Below are 21,587 nucleotides of genomic sequence, written 5' to 3' on the forward strand. Positions count from 1 at the left end.
AGCGCAAGTTCGGAGATGAGCCCGGCGGGTGTCCCGGGGCAAACTGGAAGCTGTTTGGGCCGGGGTGTCAGCACGGCCCGGCACGGGCCGGGGCCCGCTACCCGTCTCGGGTAACCCCGCGGACGTTTGGTTGGGAGGCCGGCGGATGGCGATGCGCCTCCAGCTCATCGAGGGAACCGAACTGCTCGACAAGTGGGCCGAATCGGCGTCACAGGCTCAGCGAAATGTCATGTACGAAGCATTGTTCGCCGTCGGCGACGGTTCCGCATTCCTCATTTACGACATTTTCGGCGATCCCGGGGACCGCGGTATTTTCGTGGTCGCGGTGCGACCCGATCTGGTCCTCAAGGTCCTGCTGCGGCGCGCGGACTCCTCGTTCGCGATTCGCTACGTCGGCCTGCCGGACAGCGAAGCCGCCGGTCTCGGCGGTGAGGTCGGGCCGCCTGTGGAGGAGCCCAGCAGCCCGGACGGCGGCTAGGCCGAACGGCCTAGCGCCGCCCGCCGCCCGGCGGCCGGGCGTCACGCGCTGTGGATGTATTCCTCACCTTGACAGCGTCTCTCGGCGTGTGAAAGCCTTTTCTTGTTTGCGGGTCGGTCCGCATTCTGGGGGATCCTTGGTTAAAAGGAGGACGGACCATGTCGTCACCCGAGTTGCCCGGACTGGATGTCCACGGACGCGTGCGGGCTCGTGACATCCAGATGACCGGAACGGCCGATCTCGGCCGCCGCGTCCTGATGATCACCGGCGCCATCGACACGACCGACCACGACGTCTCGATCAGCGTCACCCTGCCGGAGCCGGGCCGCTGGCAGGTGATCAAGGCCGAGACGAACCTGACCGACCGCACCTGGGTGGCCATGCAGGCCGTGCTCGACGAGGACTCGACGTTCGTCGACGACCCCGGGACCGCGGTGATGTCCCCGCAGTTCGCGAAGAGCTTCATGACGCCGGACCAGCGCCGCCTCACCTTCTACGACGGCGAGGTCCGCCCGGGCGAAGCGGTGCTCAAGATGTATTCGATGGAGACGAACGGCCGCAAGCCGGGGTACTTCTACTCCCGGTACAGCCCGATCGCCTCCGACAGCGCCGAGCAGTCGGAAGCGACGCTGAGCCAGCTGGTCAGCGACGGGATGCAGCAGCGTCCGGTGATCGAGCTGATCGTGCCGATCACCGTCGTCGGTTGAGCCCGGCGGGCGCGGCTGTGAGTGCGTCATGATCAAATTCGTGCCGGAGCCGCACCTGCTCGAGTCGCCACGCGGGCGTGACTGGCCGCGGCTGCCGCGCCCGGCCGTCCGCGACCGGCGCGAGGGGCCGGCGAACTCCGCCGAAGTCGTCATCGTCGGCGCGGGCCCGGCCGGGCTCGCGGTCGCGTCCGCGTTGTGGCACCACGGCGTGCGCGACGTCGTGATCATCGACCGGGACGGCCGCCCGTGCGGCCGGTTCTTCGACCGGATCGACCGGCTGGGCCAGCGGGTCCTCCGCTCGCCGTACGAGCACCACCCCGGCGTCGAGGGGTACCGCGACTGCGAGCTGCTGGACTTCGCGCGGCTGCACTGGGCGCGCCTGAGCGCCACCGAGCGGCGCGAGGTCCGGATGGCCCAGGCGGGGCACCGCTCGGTCGTGCCGGTCGACGTCTTCGAGGCCTACTGCGACCACCTGGCCACCAGCCACCACGTCGTGGAGAACACCTGGCCGGGGTCGGTGCGCGAGGTGCTGCCGACCGACGACGCGGTGACCGTGCGCGCGAACCGGTTCACCGTGACCGCCCGGCACGCCGTGCTCTGCCTCGGCGAAGAACGGCGTCCGGCGCCCGAAGCCTGGTGGGGTGGCGGCCGCCCGCCCGCCGGAGTGTCCTATTGGGACGAACCGGTGGCGCCGGGCGGGCAGAGCCAGGTCGTGGTCGGCGCCGGGCTCACTGCGGCGCACCTGATCGCCGGCGCGCTCGAGGCGGGCCGGCAGGTGCACTGGGTGGTCCGCGAGGCCGGTGAGCACTACCAGTGCGCCGACGTCAACTCCTCGTTCTTCCGCCCGGAGGGCCGGGCGCGCTTCGACGGCGTCGACCGGGCCGGGCGGCTGGACCTGATGCGCCGCTTCCGGCGGGCGTCCATCATGTTCGAGTTCCGGCCCCTGCTGCAGCAGGCCGAAGCCGACGGACGGCTGGTCGTGCACCGCGGCGAAGCGGTCAAGGAAGTCGACGCGGGCGTGGTCTGCCGGCTGGAGAGCGGCCGGACGATCAAGGCGGACACCGCCGTGCTGGCGCTGGGCACGACCCCGTCGATCGGCAGCGGCCTGCTGCCGTCGGCGGTCGTGGGCGAGCGCGACGGCTGGCCGGACCTGGACGAGCGGACGCTCCGCTACACCCGCGCCCCGCGCGTGTCGGTGGTGGGCGCGGCGGCCGGACTGGTGTTCGGCCCGGCCGCGCGCAACATCGACGGCCACCGGGTGGCGACCGCGCGGGTGGCCGCGTCGATCGCGCACGGCCTGCGCCACGGTCTCGTCCCGGCGGTGGCCGGTGCCCGATGACCTCCGGTTCGCGCTGGCCTCGATCGACGACCCGGACGGCACCGAGGTGGGCGTCATCCTGCTCGGCCTCGACGCGGAGCGGCTGCTGGCCGGCGTCGGGTCCGCCCGGCTGGCCGACGACGACACGGCGCTGGTCACCCAGGCCGTCGACCAGGCCCGGCACGAGGTGGCCGGTCCCCGTTACGCCGACCTGATCGCGGCCGGACGGGCCCGCTGGCGCGCGGTCCGGGCGTCCCTCGCGAGCCTGCCCGTCGCGGCGAACCCGGCTTCCCCGCGGCGCGCCTGGGCCGAGACCGCCGCGCACGTCGCCGCCGCCGTCCCCGGCGCCGGACCGGCGTCCATCAGCTACCTGACCGCCTGCACGCTGCGTCGCCGGGAGGTCGACCGGCTCGCCGACGAACGAGGAGAACCCGATGTCCCACTTGAAGGCCCTGCCGGCTGAGACCGCCCTGCTGGACGTGTTCCGGGCCTACCCCGGCCCCGCCGGGCCGCTGCTGGACCTGCACGAGCAGGTGATGCGGGCCGAGTCGCCCTTCACCCCGGGGGAGCGGGAGCTGATCGCGGCGTACGTCTCGGGCCTCAACGGCTGCGACTACTGCCACGGCATCCACACGGTCACCGCGGAGGCGTTCGGCGTCCCCGAAGGGCTGCTCGCCGCCGCGGTGCAGGACCTCGAGTCCGCGCCCGTCGACGAGAAGATGCGGCCGGTGCTCGCCTACGCCGGCAAGCTGACCCGCACGCCGTCCCGGGTGACCGAGGCCGACGCCGAAGCCGTGTTCGCCGCCGGCTGGGACGAGCGCGCGCTGCACGACGCGGTCCTCGTGTGCGCGCTGTTCAACTTCATGAACCGGATGGTCGAGGGCGTGGGGCTGCGCGCCGACGCGGCCTACGCCGAGGTGTCGGGCCGGCGGCTGCACGAAGTCGGCTACGCGGGCTTGGGGAAGGTGCTCGCCGCGGAGAGCTGAGCCGCGGGCCGCCGGAATCGAGCACGACGGCGGGTGCGCAACCGTGGAGACGCAGCTAGCGGCCGCCCTGCCGGATGCTCGGTTCCTCGGGCCACCGCCACGGTGGTCGCGGCCGGCGGAAGGTGCGGAATCATGGTCGTCGTGATGGCTGCCGATGCCACGGAAAATGACGTCGAGGAAATCGTCGACCGGGTGGCGGCCGCGGGCGGCGAAGCCTTCGTCAGCCGCGGCGTGAGCCGGGTGGTCGTCGGGCTCGTCGGCGACGTCCACCGCTTCGAAACGCTCAACATCGGCGCGATGCCGGGCGTCCACAGCGTCACCCGCATCTCCGCCAAGTTCAAGCTGGTGAGCCTGGAGCACCACCCGCAACGGTCCACGGTGTACGTCCGCGGCGTGCCGATCGGCCCGGACACGGTGACCCTGATCGCCGGGCCGTGCGCGGTGGAAACCCCGGAGCAGACGCTCGAGGCGGCGCGGATGGCGCAGGCCGCGGGCGCTACCTTGCTGCGCGGCGGCGCGTTCAAGCCGCGCACGTCGCCCTACGCCTTCCAGGGCCTCGGCGAGCTGGGGCTGAAGATCCTGGCCGACGTGCGGGCCGAGACCGGTCTCCCGGTGGTCACCGAGGTGGTCTCCGCGCACGACGTCCCGATGGTGGCCCGGTACGCGGACATGCTGCAGATCGGCACCCGGAACATGCAGAACTTCGGGCTGCTGCAGGCGGTCGGCGAGGCCGGCAAGCCGGTGCTGCTCAAGCGCGGCATGAGCGCGAGCATCGAGGAATGGCTGATGGCCGCCGAGTACATCGCCCAGCGCGGCAACCTCGACATCGTGCTGTGCGAGCGGGGGATCCGCACGTTCGAGACCGCGACCCGCAACACCCTCGACATCTCCGCCGTGCCGGTGGTCCAGCGGCTTTCGCACCTGCCGGTGATGGTCGACCCGTCGCACTCCGGCGGGCGGCGCGACCTCGTACTGCCCCTGTCGCGCGCGGCGGTCGCGGTCGGCGCGGACGGCGTGCTCGTCGACTGCCACCCCCACCCGGAGCAGGCGCTCTGCGACGGCCCGCAGGCCCTCGTCGCCGAAGACCTGCGGATCCTGCAGAGCTCCCTGGAAGACCTCGCCGCCGTGCTGGGCCGGCAGTCGCCGGCGTGGCGGACCCGCAGCGCCGGCTGAGCGGACCCGGGCGCGTCCGGATGTCAGGTCCCCCAAGGGATTGCGCACCGGCGACCCATCGCTTCGCCACGGAGGAGGGCATCTCCGGCGTTGCGAGCACGCAGCAGCGGCGGAGATGTGCCGGCGTGCCACCCGTTCCTAGTGTCGGGCAGGCACATCTCGGCGGCTCGACGGGGAGACACGCATGCGAGTACTGCTCACGTCCGCGGCCCTGTGCGGGCACTTCTACCCGCTCGTCCCCCTGGCGTGGACGTTTCGCGGTCTCGGCCACGAGGTACTGGTGGCCGTCGCCGACGACTTCGTCCCCGAGGTGCTGCGGGCCGGGCTCCCCGCCGCCTCGTGCGGCCCCGCGGCGGACTTCGCCGGGCTCGCGGTCGGCGGCGCGACCGACCGGCTGTCCGCGCGGCGCTACGGCAACGGCCGGGTGTTCGGCCGCAACGCCGCGCGCAACCTGCCGGGCCTTCTGTCCATTGTAGACTCGTGGCGGCCGGACCTGGTGCTCGGCGAGCGGGCGGAGGCGGCGGGCCCGGTGGCCGCCGCGGCGGCCGGCGTACCCGCGGTCGAGCTGCAGTGGGGCATCCCGCTGTTGCGCGAGTACCGCATCGCGGCGGAGGACGAGCTCGAGCCGCACCTGGCCCGCCTGGGCGTGGCCGCCGCACCGCCGCCGATGACGGTGCTGAACCCGTGGCCGCCGAGCCTGCGCCGCTCGCACGCCGTGCGCCAGCGCCGGATGCGCAACGTGCCGTACGACGGCCAGGCCCGGGTGCCCGACTGGGTGTGGCAGCCGCGGAAGCGGCCACGGATCTGCCTCACCCTGGGCACCGTGCTGCCCCGGTTCGGCCCGGGCGGGGGAGCGGAGGTCGTCATGCCGATGCTGCACGCGCTGGCCCGCCTCGACGTCGAGGTGGTGGTGGCGGTCGAGGACGAGGTCGTCGCCGCCTGGCCCCCGCTGCCCGCAGTGGTGACCCACGCCGGCCGGCTGCCGCTGTCCAACGTGCTCAGGGCGTGCGACGTCACCGTCCACCACGGCGGCCAGGGCACATCCCTGACGGCCCTCGGAGTGGGCACGCCCCAGCTGGTACTACCGGTGTTCGACGACCAGCTGGACAACGCGGCGGCCGTAGTGTTGTCGGGCGCCGGCCTGAGCCTGCCGCCGGGCGAGGCGGACCCGGCCGTGGTGGCCGACCGCTGCGCCGAACTGCTGGAAAGGCAGGCGTTCCAGCAGGCCGCGGCGGCGATCGCCACGGAGATCGCGACTCAGCCGTCCCTGGCTGCAGTGGCGGTCGACCTGACGGCCCTGGCGGGTCCCACGCGCCGGCTGAACGCCGCATGACGCGGCTTCCGGCGAAGAAGAGCAATCCAGAGTTGCCAGCGGAGTCACCGCCCCCTGCCCTCCCGGATGGGGCGGTTCGCCTTCCGCGCCGCACGCCGTGAACTCGCCGTCACCCCACGGATTCCCGGCTGTTCCGGCGTCGGTGCCGAGCCGCGACCGCCTGCCGACCAGGATGACAATCCCGTTCACGCCGGGACATCGGGGAGCCGAAGGGTGAATTCCCTTCGGCCGCAAGAATCTTGGAGGTCCGGGCGGCCCCGGCGCAAACGAGGAGATGCGCGAACCGGGTCCCCGGGGGCAGCCTGGAAGGGGAAGTTTTCCGGACGCCGGCCCGGTTTCGCGCGACTGGTGTTCCTTCTCGTCCGCTCCCTTTTGGAGGATATCTTGGCCACCACGATCCCGACGCGCGAGGAAATCGTGCGCAAGGTGTCGGATCTGCTCCCGTCGCTGCGCAGCCGCGCGGCGTCGGCCGAGGAGAACCGGCGGCTGCCCGAGGAAACGATCGAGGCGCTGGCCGACGCCGGGGTCTTCAAGCTGCGTCGCCCCAAGCACTTCGGCGGGTACGAAGCGGACACCCGGACGATCACCGAGGTCGCCACCGAGCTCGGCCGCGGCTGCGGCTCGACCGCCTGGGTCGCGTCGGTGTACTGGATCCCGACCTGGATGGCGTGCCAGTTCCCGGACGACGTCCAGGAAGAGGTGTTCTCGACCCCGGACACGCGCATCTGCGGCACGCTGAGCCCGACCGCGATGGCCACGCCGGTCGACGGCGGCATCGTCGTGAACGGCAAGTGGGGCTTCATCAGCGGTGCCCACCACGCGCAGTGGCAGGAGATCATCGCGATCCTGATCCCGTCGGACGGCGAGCCGTACCCGGTGACGGCGCTCGTGCCGATGTCGGACCTGCTGATCGTGGACGACTGGGACACCGCGGGCCTGCGCGGCACCGGCAGCGTCAGCACCTTCGCGAAGGACTTGTTCGTCCCGCAGGAGCGGGTGCTCCCGCTGCCGGTGGTGCTGTCCGGCCAGGGCGCGTCCCAGCGCAACGCGGACTCCCCGATCTACCGCCCCCCGCTGATGCCGGTCGCGGCGGCGTCCTCGACGGGCGCGATCGTCGGCATGGCCAAGGGGGCCATGGACGTCTTCCTGGACCGCCTGCCCGACCGCAAGATCACGTACACGAACTACGAGAGCCAGCGCGAGGCCCCGATCACCCACTTCCAGGTGGCCGAGGCGACGCTCAAGCTCGACCAGGCCGCGTTCCACGCCTGGCGCGCGGGTGAGCTCGTGGACCGCAAGTCCGACGAGGGCACCGAGTGGAAGCTGGAGGAGCGGGCCCGTACCCGCGCCGACGTCGGCAGCGTGATCCAGCTGTCCAAGGAGGCCATCGGGATCCTCGCCAACGCCAGCGGCGGGACGTCCATCTACAAGGGAATCCCGATCCAGCGCATCAACCGCGACATCCTCGCGGTCAACCAGCACGCGCTGATGCACCCGAACACGAACTTCGAGCTGTACGGCCGCGTCCTGTGCGGCCTGGAGCCCAACACGCTGTACGTCTAGTCCCGGTCGAGACGGGGCCGCTACCCGCATCCGCGGGCAGCGGCCCCGTTCCGCTTCCTGGAGGTCCGATGTTGGTAGGCATCACGGGCGGCACGGGATACGTGGGCGCCCACTCGGCGGCGGCCGTCCTGCGGGCGGGCCACCGCGTCCGCCTCCTCGTCCGCGACGAGTCCGCAGTGGAGCGTGCGCTGGCGCCCCTCGGCGTGGACGCGGGAAACGTGGACGTCGTCACCGGCAACGTCCTGGACCGCTTCAGCGTGGACCGCCTGGTCCGTGGAACGGACGCCGTTCTGCACGCGGCATCGGTGTATTCGTTCGACAGCCGAACGCGCCACGAACTGGCCCGGACGAACGTCGCCGGCACGGAGCAGGTCCTGGAAACGGCCCGCCGAGCCGGAATCGGTCGGATCGTGTACGTCTCCAGCTTCGGAGCGCTGCTGCCGTCCCCCGGCAAGGTCCTGGACGCGGATTCCCCGGTCGGCCGTCCCCGCGAGAGGTACCTGGCGGCGAAGGCCGCGGCGGAGTCAGTGGCCCGCGCTCACCAGAAGGCGGGAGTCCCGCTGACGATCACCTACCCACCGGCGCTGCTGGGCCCCCACGACCCCAAGCTGGGCGACCAGGTGACGCGGCTCCGCAACACCTTGCGCCACTTGATGCCGATCTGGCCGACGGGCGGCCTCCCGATGGGCGACGTCCGCGACACAGCAGCCCTCCACGCGACGTTGATCACGGGCACCGGCCCAGCAGGCGGCCGCCACTTCGGCCCCGGGCGATACGTGAGCACCCGCGAGTTCATGGCCACGCTGCGAGAGGTGACGGGCCGGGCCCTACCCGCGATCCACCTACCGGCCCGGGCGATGCTGCCGCTGGGAGTGCTGGTGGACTGGGCGCAACGGGCATGGCCGTGGCACATCCCGGCCGAGTACGGCGCGATCTACACGTGCGCTTGCGCAGCTCAGGTGCCCGGTCAACCGGGCCGCCCGCTGGGAGAGACGCTGGTCGACACGATCCGCTGGCTGCACGGCGAGGGCCTGCTCCCAGTCCGAGCTGCGGGAGCTGCGGCAGCCGAGGGATTGCGCGCGGCTTGAGGGACGTGGACCGCTTGGTCCTCCGCGTGCTGCGCACGCTGGCCTCGCGCACATCGGCCGCGCTGGGGAGGTCTGCCGGACTCGAACGCACTGCGCTCGTCTGCCGCACCGGGGAAGCCTGCTGGTTGACCGCGTCGTGCTCACCTGCCGCGCCAGGGGACCGCTGCCGGACTTGACCGCTTCGCGCTCACCTGCCGCGAACGGGAAGCCTGCCTGACTTGACTGCGCCGTCGTTGGCAGGCCCTGGCCGGCGCGAGCGGGAGACGCGACCGGTTCCGGTGGTCGAGTCCTTTCCCGATCTGTTGGCCCGCGTGCCGGAGCTGAAGCCTGGGGCGTGGCCCAGTGGCAGGGCGGGCCCGGATGGCCGGTGGGCGCCGGGCACTGTTAGGCGGCGTCCGATGTGGAGTGCGGGCCCTCCGTTGCCTGCTTGGGCGTTCGGGGGTCGGGTTCGGCGGTGGGCGGGGTGCGCTCGGCCAGGTAGCGGAGCTTCGTCAGGTGGCGTCGGACCAAGCCTGCTCGGCGGGCTTCGTCGAAGGCTGTGCGGGTGATGGCGTTCTCCCTTCGCCGGCGGTGGCGGCCGCCTGGGGATTCCTGGTTCACCGTGGGCGTCTTCCTTTCTGCGTTTCGCTCGATCGGCTTGCTCAGCGGGCGTTGGCCTGATCGCTCGGCGTGACGGTTCGGCTGCGGAAGGGCGCGAGCGACCGCCGAGCCGGTCAGGTAACAAGGTTGTCTCGGATGGGTTCGGCCGGGGAGCGTTGGGCCACCTGGACGCACACGCGGTGCGACTTCCGGGCTCAGGCAACCGGGAACGAAAACGGTGACCGTCCACAGTGGGAGCACGGCCGAGAAGGGGCGGTGTGGGGCCGATCACTTCGCGCGGTGGACGTCGTGCGCGCTCGCGCACGACGTCTTCCCTGGTGGCGCCCCCGGCAGGACTCGAACCTGCGACCTAGAGATTAGAAGGCTCTTGCTCTATCCAGCTGAGCTACGAGGGCCCGCGCCGACGGACCGCGCCGACCGTGCCGGTCGCCCGGCATCGGCAGCTTAGTCGTCGCCATCCTCTCGATCGTTCGACACCGGCGAATCGTTTCAGGTCTCGTTCGACGGAATTTCGGAGTTCGGCGGCGTCGAGGTCAAAGCGGTGCGGCGCCCCGAGGTCGCGGACCGGTGCGCGAAAGTGGTGCGGACCTTTCCGCGCGGTGGTCGAGGATCCGCGGGTTCCACCCGGTCGGGTGAGGTCCCGGCCGTGGGGCCGGGAGGGTGTGGCGGGGCATGGTGTTCGACCCTTTCGAGGAGCGGCGCGCGGACTGCCGGTGACGCGCGGGAGTTGGCTGGTGGAGGTGCTTCGGACTGTCAGGCTGGCGGCGCGGGTGATCGGCCCGGCGCCGTGAGTCGGGTGTGGTCACCGGTAGGGGATGGTTTCGGGCTTGCTCGCCTCTGGTGGCCGGGGCTTGTGGACGACTGGTGGTGCGCTGGGGCCTTGGCGCTGGGTGTCTGCGGCACCTGGGGTGTTGGGCCCGTGGGCGCGCCCTGCCGCTGGGCGCGCCCACGGGTGGGGCCGCTTCGGGGCAAGCGGCCCCCCGGGGCTCGGCTGTCGCCTGGCGAGCCGGCTCGCTCCATGGAGCTGGCGGTCTGCCGGGCCCTGGTCGGGGATTGCCGCTCCTGAGGTCGCGCGAGACGGCTCGGGAGCAGCAGGTGGTCGCAGAGGACCACGTTCGGTGGCTTCGCTTGGAAGCGCTGGTTCGTGGCCGGGCGGCCACGGCTGGACGGTTCGATGCGCCCGGGCCCTGGCCCGCGGTCGGCTTGGCCGTGGGCGCAGACCAGGGCGCCAGGGAGATCGCGCGGGGTGCGGTCCTGGGATGGGGCTGGTGCTGCGGCCGGGTCACAGGTCACGCGCTGGGCCTCAGGCCACGCGCCGGGGCTTTCCCCGATCGCGTGCAGTCCGGGCCTGGGGCCGGCTGATCGCGTGGGCCGCGGTCGGAGGTCGCCGTCGCTGGTGCTGAGCGCGGGCTGGTTGCCGGGCTCGGTGGTCGGCTGCGTGGACCGCGGCCCGCAAGGGGTGGTGCGGGCTACTCCCAGATCTTGATCGCGCGGACCACGAACGGGGCGTTCGGGACGTACGTTCCCGCACCCGGGTAGGTGATGAAGTCGCCCTCTGTTGTGCATTCCTCGCTCTGGTAGACCGTGACGTCGCGGCTCATCAGGTTGACGAACGACGATCCGTCGAATCCCTCGGGCAGGGGAATGCAGTCCTCCGGATTCGCGGTGCGCAGGTCGAAACGCTGGGCGTCACCCGAATAGTGGTCGGCCGACCAGATGCAGAATTCGCCCTTCTTGCAGACCGGGTCCGGCTGGGACGGGGCGGCCTGGGCGACTCCTGCGCTGGTCAGGAGGCCGATCGTGGCCAGGAGCAGCAGGTGCGGCAGGCGGGCGCGGAGGCGGCGTGAAGACATCGTGGATCCCCTCGGGAGTGCGGCCGGTGGGCCGCGGTGAATGTGTGATTCCAGATTGGCGGGTGCGTGGGGAGTTGTCAGCACGCACTTTCGAAACTGTGGACAACGGATGGAAACGAGAATGGTTGTCCACAGATCTGCGAATGGTCTTGATCAACAGGCGTGGCAGTGCTAGGCGCGCGCTGTGCCGGTGCGGATCACCAGCTCCACCGGCATTTCGGCGGGGCCGCCCAGGTTGCACGCGTTCGACACCGTGGCGCGCGAGACCCCCGGACGGCGCGGGGAGCGTCGGACAGCAGCGGCCGGTCCTCGGCGCAGTCCTCCTTGCCTCAGCGTCACCGAGGCGCTTCAGTCACGCTGAGGCGAGAAAGGGGGTCCGATGCGGGATCGGGTCGCGGTGTTCACCGTGTTCGCGCTCAACGGGCTTGCCCTGGGCTCCTGGGCCTCGCGCACGCCCGCTTTGTCCGCGCACGTGCACGCCTCACCAGGGGTTTTCGGGCTCGCGCTGCTCGGTGCCAGCGTCGGCATGCTCGCCGCCGCGTCCGTTGCCGGGCGGCTTGTCGAACGGGTCGGGGCCCGGGCGGTCGTCGCCGGGAGCACCGTGCTCGCCGCCGGCTCGCTGGTGTTGATCGGGTTCGCGCCGGACGTGCCCCTGCTGGCCGGTGCGCTGCTCGTGATCGGGGTCAGCGTCGGGCTGCTCGACGTCGCGATGAACGTCGCCGCGGTCGCCGTCGAACGGCGCGTCGGTCTGGCGATCATGCCGGTGTTCCACGCCGGGTTCAGCTTCGGCGCGCTCGCCGGGTCGCTGGCCGCGGGCCTCGCCGCCGGGCACGGCTGGTCGCCGGCGCGTCACCTGACCGTCGCTGCGATCGTGGCCGTCCTGGTGCTGCTGGTCGTGGTCCGCGCGGTTCCCGGCAGCCGGCCCGAGCAGGCGAAAGACGCCGCACCGGGCCGGGCGCCCATCCGGCGTCCGGTGCTGTGGCTGCTCGCCGCGGTCGCGCTGTGCTCGGCCATCGCCGAGGGCGCGTCGTCGGACTGGTCCGCGTTGCTGATGACGGCCGAACGCGGGGTCGGCCAGGGGGCCGCGGCGCTGGCGTTCGCCGGGTTCCAGCTGGTCATGGCCCTGTCCCGGCTCGCGGGGACGTGGGCGCAACGCCGCTTCGGCCCGACGCGCTGCCTCGTCGCGGGGTCCGCGCTCGCCGCTCTCGGGCTGCTCGCGACAGCCACCGTGCCCGTCGCCGCGGCCGGTTACGTCGGGTTCGCGCTCGCCGGGGCCGGGCTCGCCGCGTCGTTCCCGCTCGCGCTGAGCCTCGCGGGTGACGCCGGGAAGCGCGGGGACGGCACCGGCGGCGAGCGTGAGATCGGCTTCGTCACGGCCATCGCCTACACCGGTTTCCTGGGCGGTCCGCCGGTCATCGGCGGCATCGCGCAGGTGAGCGACTACAGCGTGGCCTTCGTGTTCGTCGCGCTCGTGGCGGCCCTGATCCTGCCCGCCGCGCTGGCGGCCCGCCGGTCGCGACGGCGCGAGGACGCGGCCGCGATCGTCGGCCGCTAGCCGTTCCCGACGCGAAATCCGTGCCGCCAACCGGGTTTCAGCCACGCCCCGGGCGTTGACAGGCTCGCGGTGGGAGAGGCAAGCTGAGCCCCGTCGGTAAACTGAAATGAATACGGCGACGTTTCCATTTCAGGTCGGCTGATCGGGGTAGGGGCCTCGGTCGCGGGAGGGACGTCGTGAGGGTTGTACTGCTCGGCGGCGCGGGGGCGCTCGCCGGCGTGAGCGGGCGCTTCGGGCCCGGGCTTTCGCTGGTCCAGGGCGCCGTGCCGCGGCTCGTGCTGATCCCGGTCGTGTTCCGGCTGGCGCTGTTCGTGCAGGTGGTGTGGGCCGCGGACACCGTCACCACGCCCGTGCTCTGGTTCGGCGTGGCCGGCTACCTGGTGCCGAACCTCCTCGAGATCGCGTGGGTCTTCCGCCGCACCACCGGCATCCGGCCGGTCCTGGCCGCCGACACCACGTACACGGTGGTCACGAGCGTGGCCGCGGCCTTGTTCGCGGCGCACCCGTCCTTCGCCGACCTCCTGACCCTGACCTGGCCGAACATCATGGGCACGGTCATGATCTGGACGCTCCTGCGCGGCGCGCTCGCCGGTGGCGCCGCGATCGCCGCGGCGGTGCTCCTGCGGTACGTGCTGGCCGCGCTGTCCGGCACGGCGGCGCCCGCGACGTGGATCCTGCTCGCGCTGGTCGCCGCGGCGGCGACGTCGCTGGCCATCGTGGTGCTGGTCGCCGGGTCGATGCGGTTCGCGCTCGGGCTGGGCGAGCAGCGCGGCCGGGCCGCCGAACGCGAACGGCACCGCCGCGACGTCCACGACACCGTGCTGCAGGTGATGGAGGCGCTCGCGCTGCCCTCGCCCGGCGACCTGCGCGACCCGGGCGCCAGCCTCGACCAGGTCCGCCGCACCGCCCGCGCGCACGCTCTGCGCCTGCGGCTGAGCCTCGAAGGCGACGCGCCGGCCGAGCCGGGTGGCCTGGAGCACCGGCTCGGCGCGCTGGCGGTCGAGATGACGGCCGAGGGGCTGCGGGTCGACCTCGTGGTGCTCGCGAAGGTCACTGACGTCCCCGAAAGCCTCGTCAACGCGCTTCACGACGCCGCCCGCGAAGCCCTGCGAAACACCTTGAAGCACGCAAGGACGCCTCGAGCCGTGTTGTGCCTCGAAGAGACCGGAGGCGTCGTGACGGTGTCCGTGCGCGACCACGGCACGGGCTTCGACCTCGGCGCCCGCCGTGCCGGGTTCGGCATCGAGAACTCGATCCACGCGCGGCTCGCTGAGATCGGCGGCGCGGCCCGGATCGACTCGGCGCCGGGCCAGGGCACCCGCGTCGTGCTGAGCGCCCCGCTAGAGCTGCGTTTCCCCGTCGGGTGAGTCCCGCCACTGGCCGAACGGCCGGTCGAGCGTCCACTTCCCGTCGTGCTCCTCGAGCACGCGGTATTCGCAGGTCCCGGGGTTGGACAGCGATTCGAAGAGTTCGACGCTCCAGCCGAACAACCGGCGGCACAGCAGCCGCAGCGTGAGGCCGTGCGAGACGATCAGCACCGTCTCCGGGTGACGTTCGTCGCGCCGCTGCAGGTCCGAGAGGAACCCCGCGACGCGGTCGTCGACGTCGGCGCCGGACTCGCCGAAGGGCAGCCGGTAGTAGAAGTGCCCGAACTCGTTGCGTCGCGCCTTCTGGACCTCCTGGTCGGCCGGGTCCTGGAGGTTGCCCCAGTCCTGCTCGCGCAGCCGCGGCTCCTGCAGCAGCCGGTCGCACGAGGCCTCGATGTCCAGCAGCCGCAACGTCTCCCGCGTGCGCAGGTAGGGGCTGACGTACACGGCGGGCCGCGCGCCGCCGAGCAGCCGGGCGATCTCCGGCGCCACCGCGGCGGCCTGCGCGCGGCCCGCGTCGGTCAGCGGCAGGGCGTGGTCGGGGATCCGCGTGTAGGCGCGCTCGTCGACGTTGCCGAGCGACTCGGCGTGCCGCAGCAGGATCATCTTCACGCACTCCATCCTGCCCGTCACACGGACGTCACCGCGGCTGGGCATACCCTCTGGGACGTGTCCAGCGAGCCCGTGACGAAATCCGGCGTGCCCCCGCGTCGCCGGGCCAGTGTGCTGCCCCTGCTCTCGGTCGGCGTGCTGCTGGCGGCCGTCGTCGCCGTCGGGCTGATCGCGCTGACCGGCGGTGCCGGTTACGTCATCGCGGGCCTGCCGGACCCCGGGCTGGTCACCAAGTACGGCATCACCGTCGTGCGCGTGCTGTCCGAGGCCGCGTCCGTGATCTGCGTCGGTTCGCTGCTGCTGGCGGCGTTCCTGGTGCCGCCGCAGAAGTCCGGCACGCTCGGTCCCGAGGGCTACGGCGCGCTGCGCGCCGCCGGGATCGCCGCCTGGGTGTGGTTCGCCGCGGCCCTGCTTTCGGTCGCCTTCACCGCCGCCGACACCGCCGGGAAGCCGTTCGGCGACGTCCTGGACCCGCAGACGCTGCTCGACCTCGTCGGCGCCATCGAGCAGCCCAAGGCGTGGCTGTGGACGGCGCTGATCGCCGTGCTGGTCGCGCTCGGCTGCCGGCTCGCGCTGTCCTGGGGCTGGACGGCGGTGCTGTTCTTCCTGGCCGTCGGCGGGCTGGTCCCGGTCGCCGTCACCGGCCACTCGGCCAGCGGCGGCTCGCACGACGTCGCCACCAACAGCCTGCTGTTCCACCTGGTCGCCGCGTCGCTGTGGGTCGGCGGGCTGATCGCGCTGCTGGCGCTGGGCTACCGGCGCGGGGCGCACCTGAGCCTGGCCGCGCAGCGGTTCTCGCGGCTGGCGCTGGTCTGCTGGATCGTGATGGCGATCTCCGGTGTGATCAACGCGCTGGTCCGGATCGGCCTGAACGACCTGTTCACCACCGACTACGGCCTCCTGGTCGTCGCCAAGACGGTGGCCCTGCTGCTGCTCGGCGTCTTCGGCCACCAGCAGCGCCGCAAGGGCGTCGCGGACCTCGTCGACGGCAGGGGCGGCGGGCAGCTGCTGCGCCTGGCCGCGGTCGAGATCCTCATCATGTTCGTCACGCTCGGCATCGCCAGTGGGCTCGCCAGGACGCCGCCCCCGGCCGACGCGGTCACCCAGCCGTCGACGACCGAGCTGCTGATCGGCTACAACCTCGACGGCGAGCCGACGCTGTGGCGGCTGCTCTTCGACACCCGCTTCGACCTCGTCTACGGCACTGCGGCCCTCGTCTTAGGCGTGCTGTACCTGGCAGGCGTCCGGCGGCTGCTGCGCCGCGGCGACACCTGGCCGGTCGGCCGCACGGTCGCCTGGATCGCCGGCTGCGTGGTGCTGCTGATCGCGACGTCGTCGGGCATCGGCCGCTACTCGCCCGCGATGTTCAGCGTCCACATGGGCAGCCACATGCTGCTCTCGATGGTGACGCCGGTGCTGTTCGTGCTGGGTGGCCCGGTGACGCTCGCGCTGCGCGCGCTGCCCGCCGCGAGCAAGGACGACCCGCCGGGGCCGCGCGAGTGGCTCGTCGCCTTCGTGCACTCCCCGGTGTCGCGGTTCCTGACCCACCCGGTGGTCGCGCTGGCGCTGTTCGTCGGCTCGTTCTACGCGCTGTACTTCTCGGGGCTGTTCGACAACGCGCTGAGCTACCACTGGGCGCACCTGGTGATGAACGCGCACTTCCTGCTCGCCGGGTACGTCTTCTACTGGCCGGTGATCGGCGTCGACCCGGCGCCGCGGCGGCTCCCGTACCTCGCAAGGCTCGGGATGATGTTCGCCGCGATGCCGTTCCACGCGTTCTTCGGCGTGATCCTGATGAGCAAGCAGACCGTGATCGGGCAGGCGTTCTACAGCCAGCTGCACCTGCCGTGGGTCTCCGACCTGCTCACCGACCAGCGGCTCGGCGGCGGCATCGCGTGGGCGGCCGGCGAGATCCCGGTGCTGCTGGTGCTGATCGCGCTGCTGGTGCAGTGGGCGCGTCAGGACGAGCGCGAGGCGAAGCGGCGCGACCGGCGCGAAGCGGTGACCGGCGACGAGGAACTGAACGCCTACAACGCGATGCTGAAGAACATGGCCGACGGGAAGCGCGCCGAATAGTCTCGACTTCCGGTTGAGCTTGAGACTCCGGCGATCGGCCGTTCCGGTGATCCGCGGCTGACTTTCGGTAGCCCGACGGTGACCGGCGTCAGGTCGCGATCAGGTGCGCTCTACGATCGTGCGTATGGCCGAGTTCATCTACACCATGAAGAAGGTGCGCAAGACCGTCGGGGACAAGGTCATCCTCGACGACGTCAGCACCGCGTTCTACCCCGGCGCCAAGATCGGCGTGGTCGGGCCGAACGGTGCCGGTAAGTCCACCGTTCTCAAGATCATGGCGGGGATCGAGCAGGCCAGCAACGGCGAGGCGTTCATCCATCCCGGGTCGAGCGTCGGCATCCTGATGCAGGAGCCGGAGCTCAACGAGGAGAAGACGGTCCGCGGGAACGTCGAAGAGGGCCTCGGCGAGATCAAGGTCAAGCTCGACCGGTACAACGAGGTCCTCACGCTGATGGAGACCGAGTACACCGAAGAGCTGATGGAGGAGATGGGCCAGCTCCAGGAGGAGCTGGACCACGCCGACGCCTGGGAGCTCGACTCGACCGTCGAGCAGGCGATGGACGCGCTGCGCTGCCCCCCGCCCGAGGAGGCCGTCACCCACCTGTCCGGTGGTGAGCGCCGCCGCGTCGCGCTGTGCAAGCTGCTGCTGTCGGCGCCGGACCTGCTGCTGCTCGACGAGCCCACCAACCACCTGGACGCCGAGAGTGTCCTGTGGCTGGAGCAGTTCCTCTCCCGCTACGCCGGCGCCGTCCTCGCCGTCACCCACGACCGGTACTTCCTGGACAACGTGGCCGAGTGGATCATGGAGATCGACCGCGGCCGCGTCGTCGGGTACGAGGGCAACTACTCCACGTACCTGGAGAAGAAGCAGGAACGCCTCGCGGTCCAGGGCAAGAAGGACATGAAGCTCGCGAAGCGCCTGAAGACCGAGCTGGAGTGGGTCCGGTCGAACGCCAAGGCGCGCCAGACCAAGTCCCGGTCGCGGCTCGACCGCTACGAGGAGATGGCGGCGGAGGCGGACAAGCACCGCAAGCTCGACTTCGAAGAGATCCAGATCCCGCCGGGCCCCCGGCTCGGCAGCGTCGTGGTCGAGGTCGACAAGCTCAAGAAGGGCTTCGACGAGCGCGTCCTCATCGACGGCCTCTCGTTCGACCTGCCGCGCAACGGCATCGTCGGCGTGATCGGCCCGAACGGCGTCGGCAAGACCACGCTGTTCAAGACGATCGTCGGGCTCGAGGAGCCGGACGACGGCATCGTCAAGATCGGCGAGACGGTCAAACTGTCCTATGTGGACCAGAACCGCGGCGGGATCGACCCGAAGAAGACCGTCTGGCAGGTCGTCTCCGACGAGCTGGACTACATCCACGTCGGCCAGACCGAAATGCCGTCGCGGGCGTACGTCTCGGCGTTCGGCTTCAAGGGCCCGGACCAGCAGAAGCCGGCGGGGGTGCTCTCCGGTGGTGAGCGCAACCGGCTCAACCTGGCGCTGACCCTCAAGCAGGGCGGGAACCTGATCCTGCTCGACGAGCCGACGAACGACCTGGACGTCGAGACCCTGGGCTCGCTGGAGAACGCGCTGGAACAGTTCCCCGGCTGCGCCGTGGTGATCTCGCACGACCGGTGGTTCCTCGACCGGGTCGCGACGCACATCCTGGCCTGGGAAGGCACCGACGAGAACCCCGCGCAGTGGTTCTGGTTCGAGGGCAACTTCGAAGGGTACGAGAAGAACAAGGTGGAGCGGATGGGCGCCGAGGCGGCCCGCCCGCACCGTGTCACCCACCGCAAGCTGACCCGCGACTGAGGGGGCGGGTTTCCCCGTGGAAGCCAGCAAGCAGCACTTGACGGGCCCGCTCGCGCCGTCGACCGCCACCTCCGCCGGAGGACGCGCGTCGACGGGCACCGAGAGCGGGCGATCCGCCAATGCCGGGGGAACCCTCTCCGCCGTCGGCCGGCTCATCGAGCGGGCGGACGCGCTGCACCTGCGCGCGCCCGAGCTCGCCCTGGTCCTCGGCGAGCGCGCGGCCGCGCTGGCCGAGGCCGCCGGGGCCGACGAGCAGTGGATCCGGGCCGAGAGCCTGGTCGTGTCCGCGCGCGTCCGGCTCGGCGACCGGCCGGCCACGGTCGGGCGGGCGGTCGCGGCGTTGCGCGCGGCCGAGCACGCCGGGTACGGCGACATCGCCGCCCGGCTGCGCATCGACCTCGCCGTCTGCGCCCGCAGCCTGGGCGTGCCGCTGACCGGCCTGTCCGCGCTGCGCCCGGTGCTCACCGACCCCGTCGTCTCGCCGGTGCACCGCGCCGCCGCGCTCACGCACCTGGTCGGCTGCCTCGCGCAGATCGGCCGGAAGTCCGAGCTGGACCGCGTCCTCGTCGAAGCCGACAAGCTCGTGCTGGGCGACGACTCGCTGGGCGCCGACACCCAGCTGCTGGTGCGGGCGCTGCTGCGGGTCGGCACGGCCGCGCACCGGCGCCGCCACGGCGACCTGACCGCGGCGGCCGACGCCGCCCGCACCGGGCTGGGCTTCCTGGAGAAGCTCGACAACCCGTCCGACGACGGCGGGCTCGTCCGGATCCGCCTCGTCCTGCTGCTGGTCGGCACGCTGCTCGACCGCGGTGACAGCGAGATGGCGTACGAGATCGCCGAGCCGATGCTGGCCGAGCCCATGCGCGCCGCCGGCGTCGCGCCCGCGAGCTGGCTGCGGCTGGCCGTCGCGACCCGGATCCACCTGCCATCGGGCTCCGGCGAGGCCGCGATCGAGCTGGTCCGCGAAGCCGTCGCGAGCACCGACCGGCACGGGCTGTCCGCGGTCACCGCGCGGCTGTGGCTGGAGCTGGCGCAGCTGCACGAACGCTTCGGCCAGGCCGAGGAAGCCATCGCGTGCCTCTACCGCTCGCGCGCGGCCGAACAGCTGTACGCGCGAGCCCGGCGGCAGGCGTGCAACGTCCTGGCCGGCGAGTTCGGCACCGGCGAACCGGCGTCGATCGACCTCGACGAGGTGCTCAAGGCGGTGCCGTCACGGCCGGTCCCGGTCGTCGCGGCCGAGCCCGCCCCGGCGCCGGCACCCGCCGTGCGCGAACCGGCTGCCCCCGCCGCCCCGCAAGCTCCGGCTTGGTCCTTCGGCAGCCGCGAGCCGGAATCCGGGACGCCGGCGCCCGCGTGGTCGTTCGAACGGCCCCGGGCGACCGCCGACGCGGCCGAGACGACGTTGCTGCCGGCGGTGCGGGACGAACCCGCGCGGCCGGAGCCGGTGGTCGTCGAGCGCCGCCCGGAGCGGCCCGCGACCCGGCCGGAGCCGATCGAGGTCCGCTCGGCCGAGCGTGCCCCCCAGCCCGAGACACGGGAGCGTCCGGAGCCGGCCGAGGTTCGTCCGGCGCGGGAACGGCGCCTGGAACCGAGCGAAGCCCGCGCGGCCGAGCCCGGCCGGCGGCCGGAGCCGAGCGAAGCCCGCCCGCCGTGGCAGCGCGCGGGGACGGGCGAGAACCGGGCCGTGGAAGCGCGGCCGCAGTCCCGGGCCGAGCGGCGGTCCGCGTCCGAGCCGCGCCTGGATCCCATCGAGGTGCGCTCGGCGAAGCCGGAGTTCCGGTCCGAGCCGGTCGAGGTCCGCCCGGCGCAGCCCGATTTCCAGCCTGAGCACGACGAAGTCCGGTCGAAGCCGGAGTTCGGCTCGGAGTCGGCCGACTTCCGGTCCGGCCGCCGTGCCGCACCGGAATCCGGCCGGTCGGCCGCGCCCGAGTCCAACGGCCACTCGGCACCGCAGCCCGCCGCCGAGGCGCCCGAGTCCAACGGTCACGCGACGTCGCAGCCCGCCGCCGAGGCGCCCGCCGGAAACGGGAAGGCCAAGTTCTCCTGGGCCGCCGTCGCCGAGGCCCGGCTGCGGGAGACCGCCGCCGAACGGGAGTCGGCACCCACGCGCGTGACGCCGGCCCTGCCGCTCGCGCCCGAACCCGCGGCCGAGCGGGAACCGGTGCGGCGCGAGCCGCAGCCCTCGACCCGGCACGACTCCGAGCACGGTTCGCAGTCGGTGCTGGACCGGCTCGGGATCTCCGCTGCGGGTGGTGGCGGGGGCCGCGGCCGCCGCCGGGCCGAGGACGCCGAAAGCCCCCGTGCGGAGCCGGCTCCCGAACCGAAGCGGCCGGAAGCCCTCGCGCCGGCACCGCGTCCCGAGGACTACAGCGACGACGCCGAGCCGTGGCTGCCGCGGCTGCGGATGCCGCCGTCGCTGGAGCCGATGGAGGACTTCGGGCACTGGACGCCCGCGACGGCGCCGTTCCCGGAGAGCTACGCGCGCGCCATCGCCGAGGACGAGCCGCCGCCGGACGCCGGTCTCGCCGACCTGCTGGCCCGCGCGCTCGCCGAGCACCAGGCGGGCACGGCCAGCGCCGCCGCGCTCGTCAAGCAGCTGGGGTCGGAGGACAACGGCGGCCGTCGCAACGGGCACGGCCGCAACGGCCACGGCGCCGAGGTCCCGGACACCCGCCGGCACGGCTCGTCCGACTGACCCGCTCCGCGCCGACGTCGAACACCGCCACCCATCGCCGGGTTCGTGTCGGCCGCAGCAGCGAACGCAGTTCATTCGGTGAGACACCGTCTTTCGTCGCCGACTCGCCGGCGGCCCGGGAGAGTGGGATGCGTCGCACTTCGCTGTCGGTGACCGGCCGTCACCGCTCGCCGAGCGGCTCGGGACCCTCCGTCGCGCGGGTCTGCTGAACCGATCATGTAGCCACCGCGCTGCGCACCGGCCGGTGCGCGCGGCTGGTCAGCGCCGCGGGAAGGCCCGCAACACAACCCGTCAGTAGCTTGACCGATCACGCGAATCCGCAGGCCCATAAGGGTTTCCGGCGCCCGGCAAGCTCCGGGTCTTCGTGTGTTCCTCCAGCCCG

General features: G+C 72.5%; 16 protein-coding genes and 1 tRNA gene. 14 read left to right on the top strand and 3 right to left on the bottom strand.

The window, feature by feature from the left end; all coding sequences use genetic code 11:
• Positions 1-145: 145 nt before the first annotated feature.
• The 9 genes from OHS58_RS00360 to OHS58_RS00400 all read left to right on the top strand — a co-directional run bounded on the left by OHS58_RS00360 (position 146) and on the right by OHS58_RS00400 (position 8,646).
• Positions 146-478 carry a DUF6235 family protein gene (locus OHS58_RS00360; RefSeq protein ID WP_326943462.1) on the top strand — a complete coding sequence of 111 codons (333 nt, stop codon included), beginning with the start codon at positions 146-148 and terminating at the stop codon, positions 476-478.
• Between the two features lie 221 nt (positions 479-699).
• Positions 700-1,185: a DUF6423 family protein gene (locus OHS58_RS00365; protein ID WP_326960128.1), complete on the top strand. Its 486-nt coding sequence runs from the start codon at positions 700-702 to the stop codon at positions 1,183-1,185.
• Positions 1,186-1,213: 28 nt separating this feature from the next.
• Entirely contained in the window at positions 1,214-2,524 is a 1,311-nt protein-coding gene (locus OHS58_RS00370; protein WP_328646770.1) for an NAD(P)-binding protein, read from the top strand.
• Positions 2,514-2,966 (top strand): DUF6187 family protein, encoded by a 453-nt coding sequence (locus OHS58_RS00375; protein ID WP_326943460.1) that lies wholly within the window; start codon positions 2,514-2,516, stop codon positions 2,964-2,966. The genes OHS58_RS00370 and OHS58_RS00375 overlap by 11 nt, the downstream gene beginning before the upstream one ends.
• Positions 2,938-3,489: a carboxymuconolactone decarboxylase family protein gene (locus tag OHS58_RS00380; protein WP_326959223.1), complete on the top strand. Its 552-nt coding sequence runs from the start codon at positions 2,938-2,940 to the stop codon at positions 3,487-3,489. Before OHS58_RS00375 ends, OHS58_RS00380 begins: the two co-directional genes overlap by 29 nt.
• A 144-nt stretch (positions 3,490-3,633) precedes the next feature.
• On the top strand, positions 3,634-4,662 hold the full coding sequence (aroF, locus tag OHS58_RS00385; RefSeq protein ID WP_247055480.1) for a 3-deoxy-7-phosphoheptulonate synthase: 1,029 nt from the start codon (positions 3,634-3,636) through the stop codon (positions 4,660-4,662).
• 184 nt (positions 4,663-4,846) lie between these two features.
• On the top strand, positions 4,847-5,995 hold the full coding sequence (locus tag OHS58_RS00390) for a nucleotide disphospho-sugar-binding domain-containing protein (RefSeq protein WP_328646771.1): 1,149 nt from the start codon (positions 4,847-4,849) through the stop codon (positions 5,993-5,995).
• Between the two features lie 384 nt (positions 5,996-6,379).
• On the top strand, positions 6,380-7,558 hold the full coding sequence (locus tag OHS58_RS00395; RefSeq protein ID WP_442788296.1) for an acyl-CoA dehydrogenase family protein: 1,179 nt from the start codon (positions 6,380-6,382) through the stop codon (positions 7,556-7,558).
• A gap of 68 nt (positions 7,559-7,626) precedes the next feature.
• On the top strand, positions 7,627-8,646 hold the full coding sequence (locus OHS58_RS00400) for an NAD-dependent epimerase/dehydratase family protein (protein ID WP_328646772.1): 1,020 nt from the start codon (positions 7,627-7,629) through the stop codon (positions 8,644-8,646).
• A 918-nt stretch (positions 8,647-9,564) separates the two neighbouring features.
• Here OHS58_RS00400 and OHS58_RS00405 read toward each other — a convergent pair.
• A tRNA-Arg gene (locus OHS58_RS00405) sits at positions 9,565-9,641 on the bottom strand.
• A gap of 1,074 nt (positions 9,642-10,715) precedes the next feature.
• Positions 10,716-11,099, bottom strand: a complete 384-nt coding sequence (locus OHS58_RS00410) for a peptidase inhibitor family I36 protein (RefSeq protein ID WP_326959229.1) — start codon at positions 11,097-11,099, stop codon at positions 10,716-10,718.
• Positions 11,100-11,478: 379 nt separating this feature from the next.
• Here OHS58_RS00410 and OHS58_RS00415 point away from each other — a divergent pair, with 379 nt between their 5' ends.
• Entirely contained in the window at positions 11,479-12,654 is a 1,176-nt protein-coding gene (locus tag OHS58_RS00415; protein WP_328646773.1) for an MFS transporter, read from the top strand.
• A gap of 176 nt (positions 12,655-12,830) precedes the next feature.
• Entirely contained in the window at positions 12,831-14,021 is a 1,191-nt protein-coding gene (locus OHS58_RS00420) for a sensor histidine kinase (protein WP_328646774.1), read from the top strand.
• On the opposite strand, the gene OHS58_RS00425 is transcribed toward OHS58_RS00420, so the two are convergent.
• Positions 13,995-14,633, bottom strand: a complete 639-nt coding sequence (locus OHS58_RS00425; RefSeq protein ID WP_328646775.1) for a phosphoglycerate mutase family protein — start codon at positions 14,631-14,633, stop codon at positions 13,995-13,997. The two genes, OHS58_RS00420 and OHS58_RS00425, sit on opposite strands and share 27 nt — an antisense overlap.
• A gap of 57 nt (positions 14,634-14,690) precedes the next feature.
• Between OHS58_RS00425 and OHS58_RS00430 the strand changes: the two genes are divergently transcribed.
• The 3 genes from OHS58_RS00430 to OHS58_RS00440 all read left to right on the top strand — a co-directional run bounded on the left by OHS58_RS00430 (position 14,691) and on the right by OHS58_RS00440 (position 21,205).
• Positions 14,691-16,709, top strand: a complete 2,019-nt coding sequence (locus OHS58_RS00430) for a cytochrome c oxidase assembly protein (RefSeq protein WP_328646776.1) — start codon at positions 14,691-14,693, stop codon at positions 16,707-16,709.
• Positions 16,710-16,833: 124 nt separating this feature from the next.
• The gene (gene ettA, locus OHS58_RS00435) at positions 16,834-18,510 is read left to right on the top strand and encodes an energy-dependent translational throttle protein EttA (protein ID WP_247055465.1); all 1,677 of its coding nucleotides are present in this window, start codon (positions 16,834-16,836) and stop codon (positions 18,508-18,510) included.
• Between the two features lie 16 nt (positions 18,511-18,526).
• A complete protein-coding gene (locus tag OHS58_RS00440; RefSeq protein ID WP_328646777.1) occupies positions 18,527-21,205 on the top strand; it encodes a tetratricopeptide repeat protein in 2,679 nt (892 codons plus the stop codon).
• Positions 21,206-21,587: the final 382 nt, after the last annotated feature.

The organism is Amycolatopsis sp. NBC_00348, assembly GCF_036114655.1.
GTDB lineage: Bacteria > Actinomycetota > Actinomycetes > Mycobacteriales > Pseudonocardiaceae > Amycolatopsis.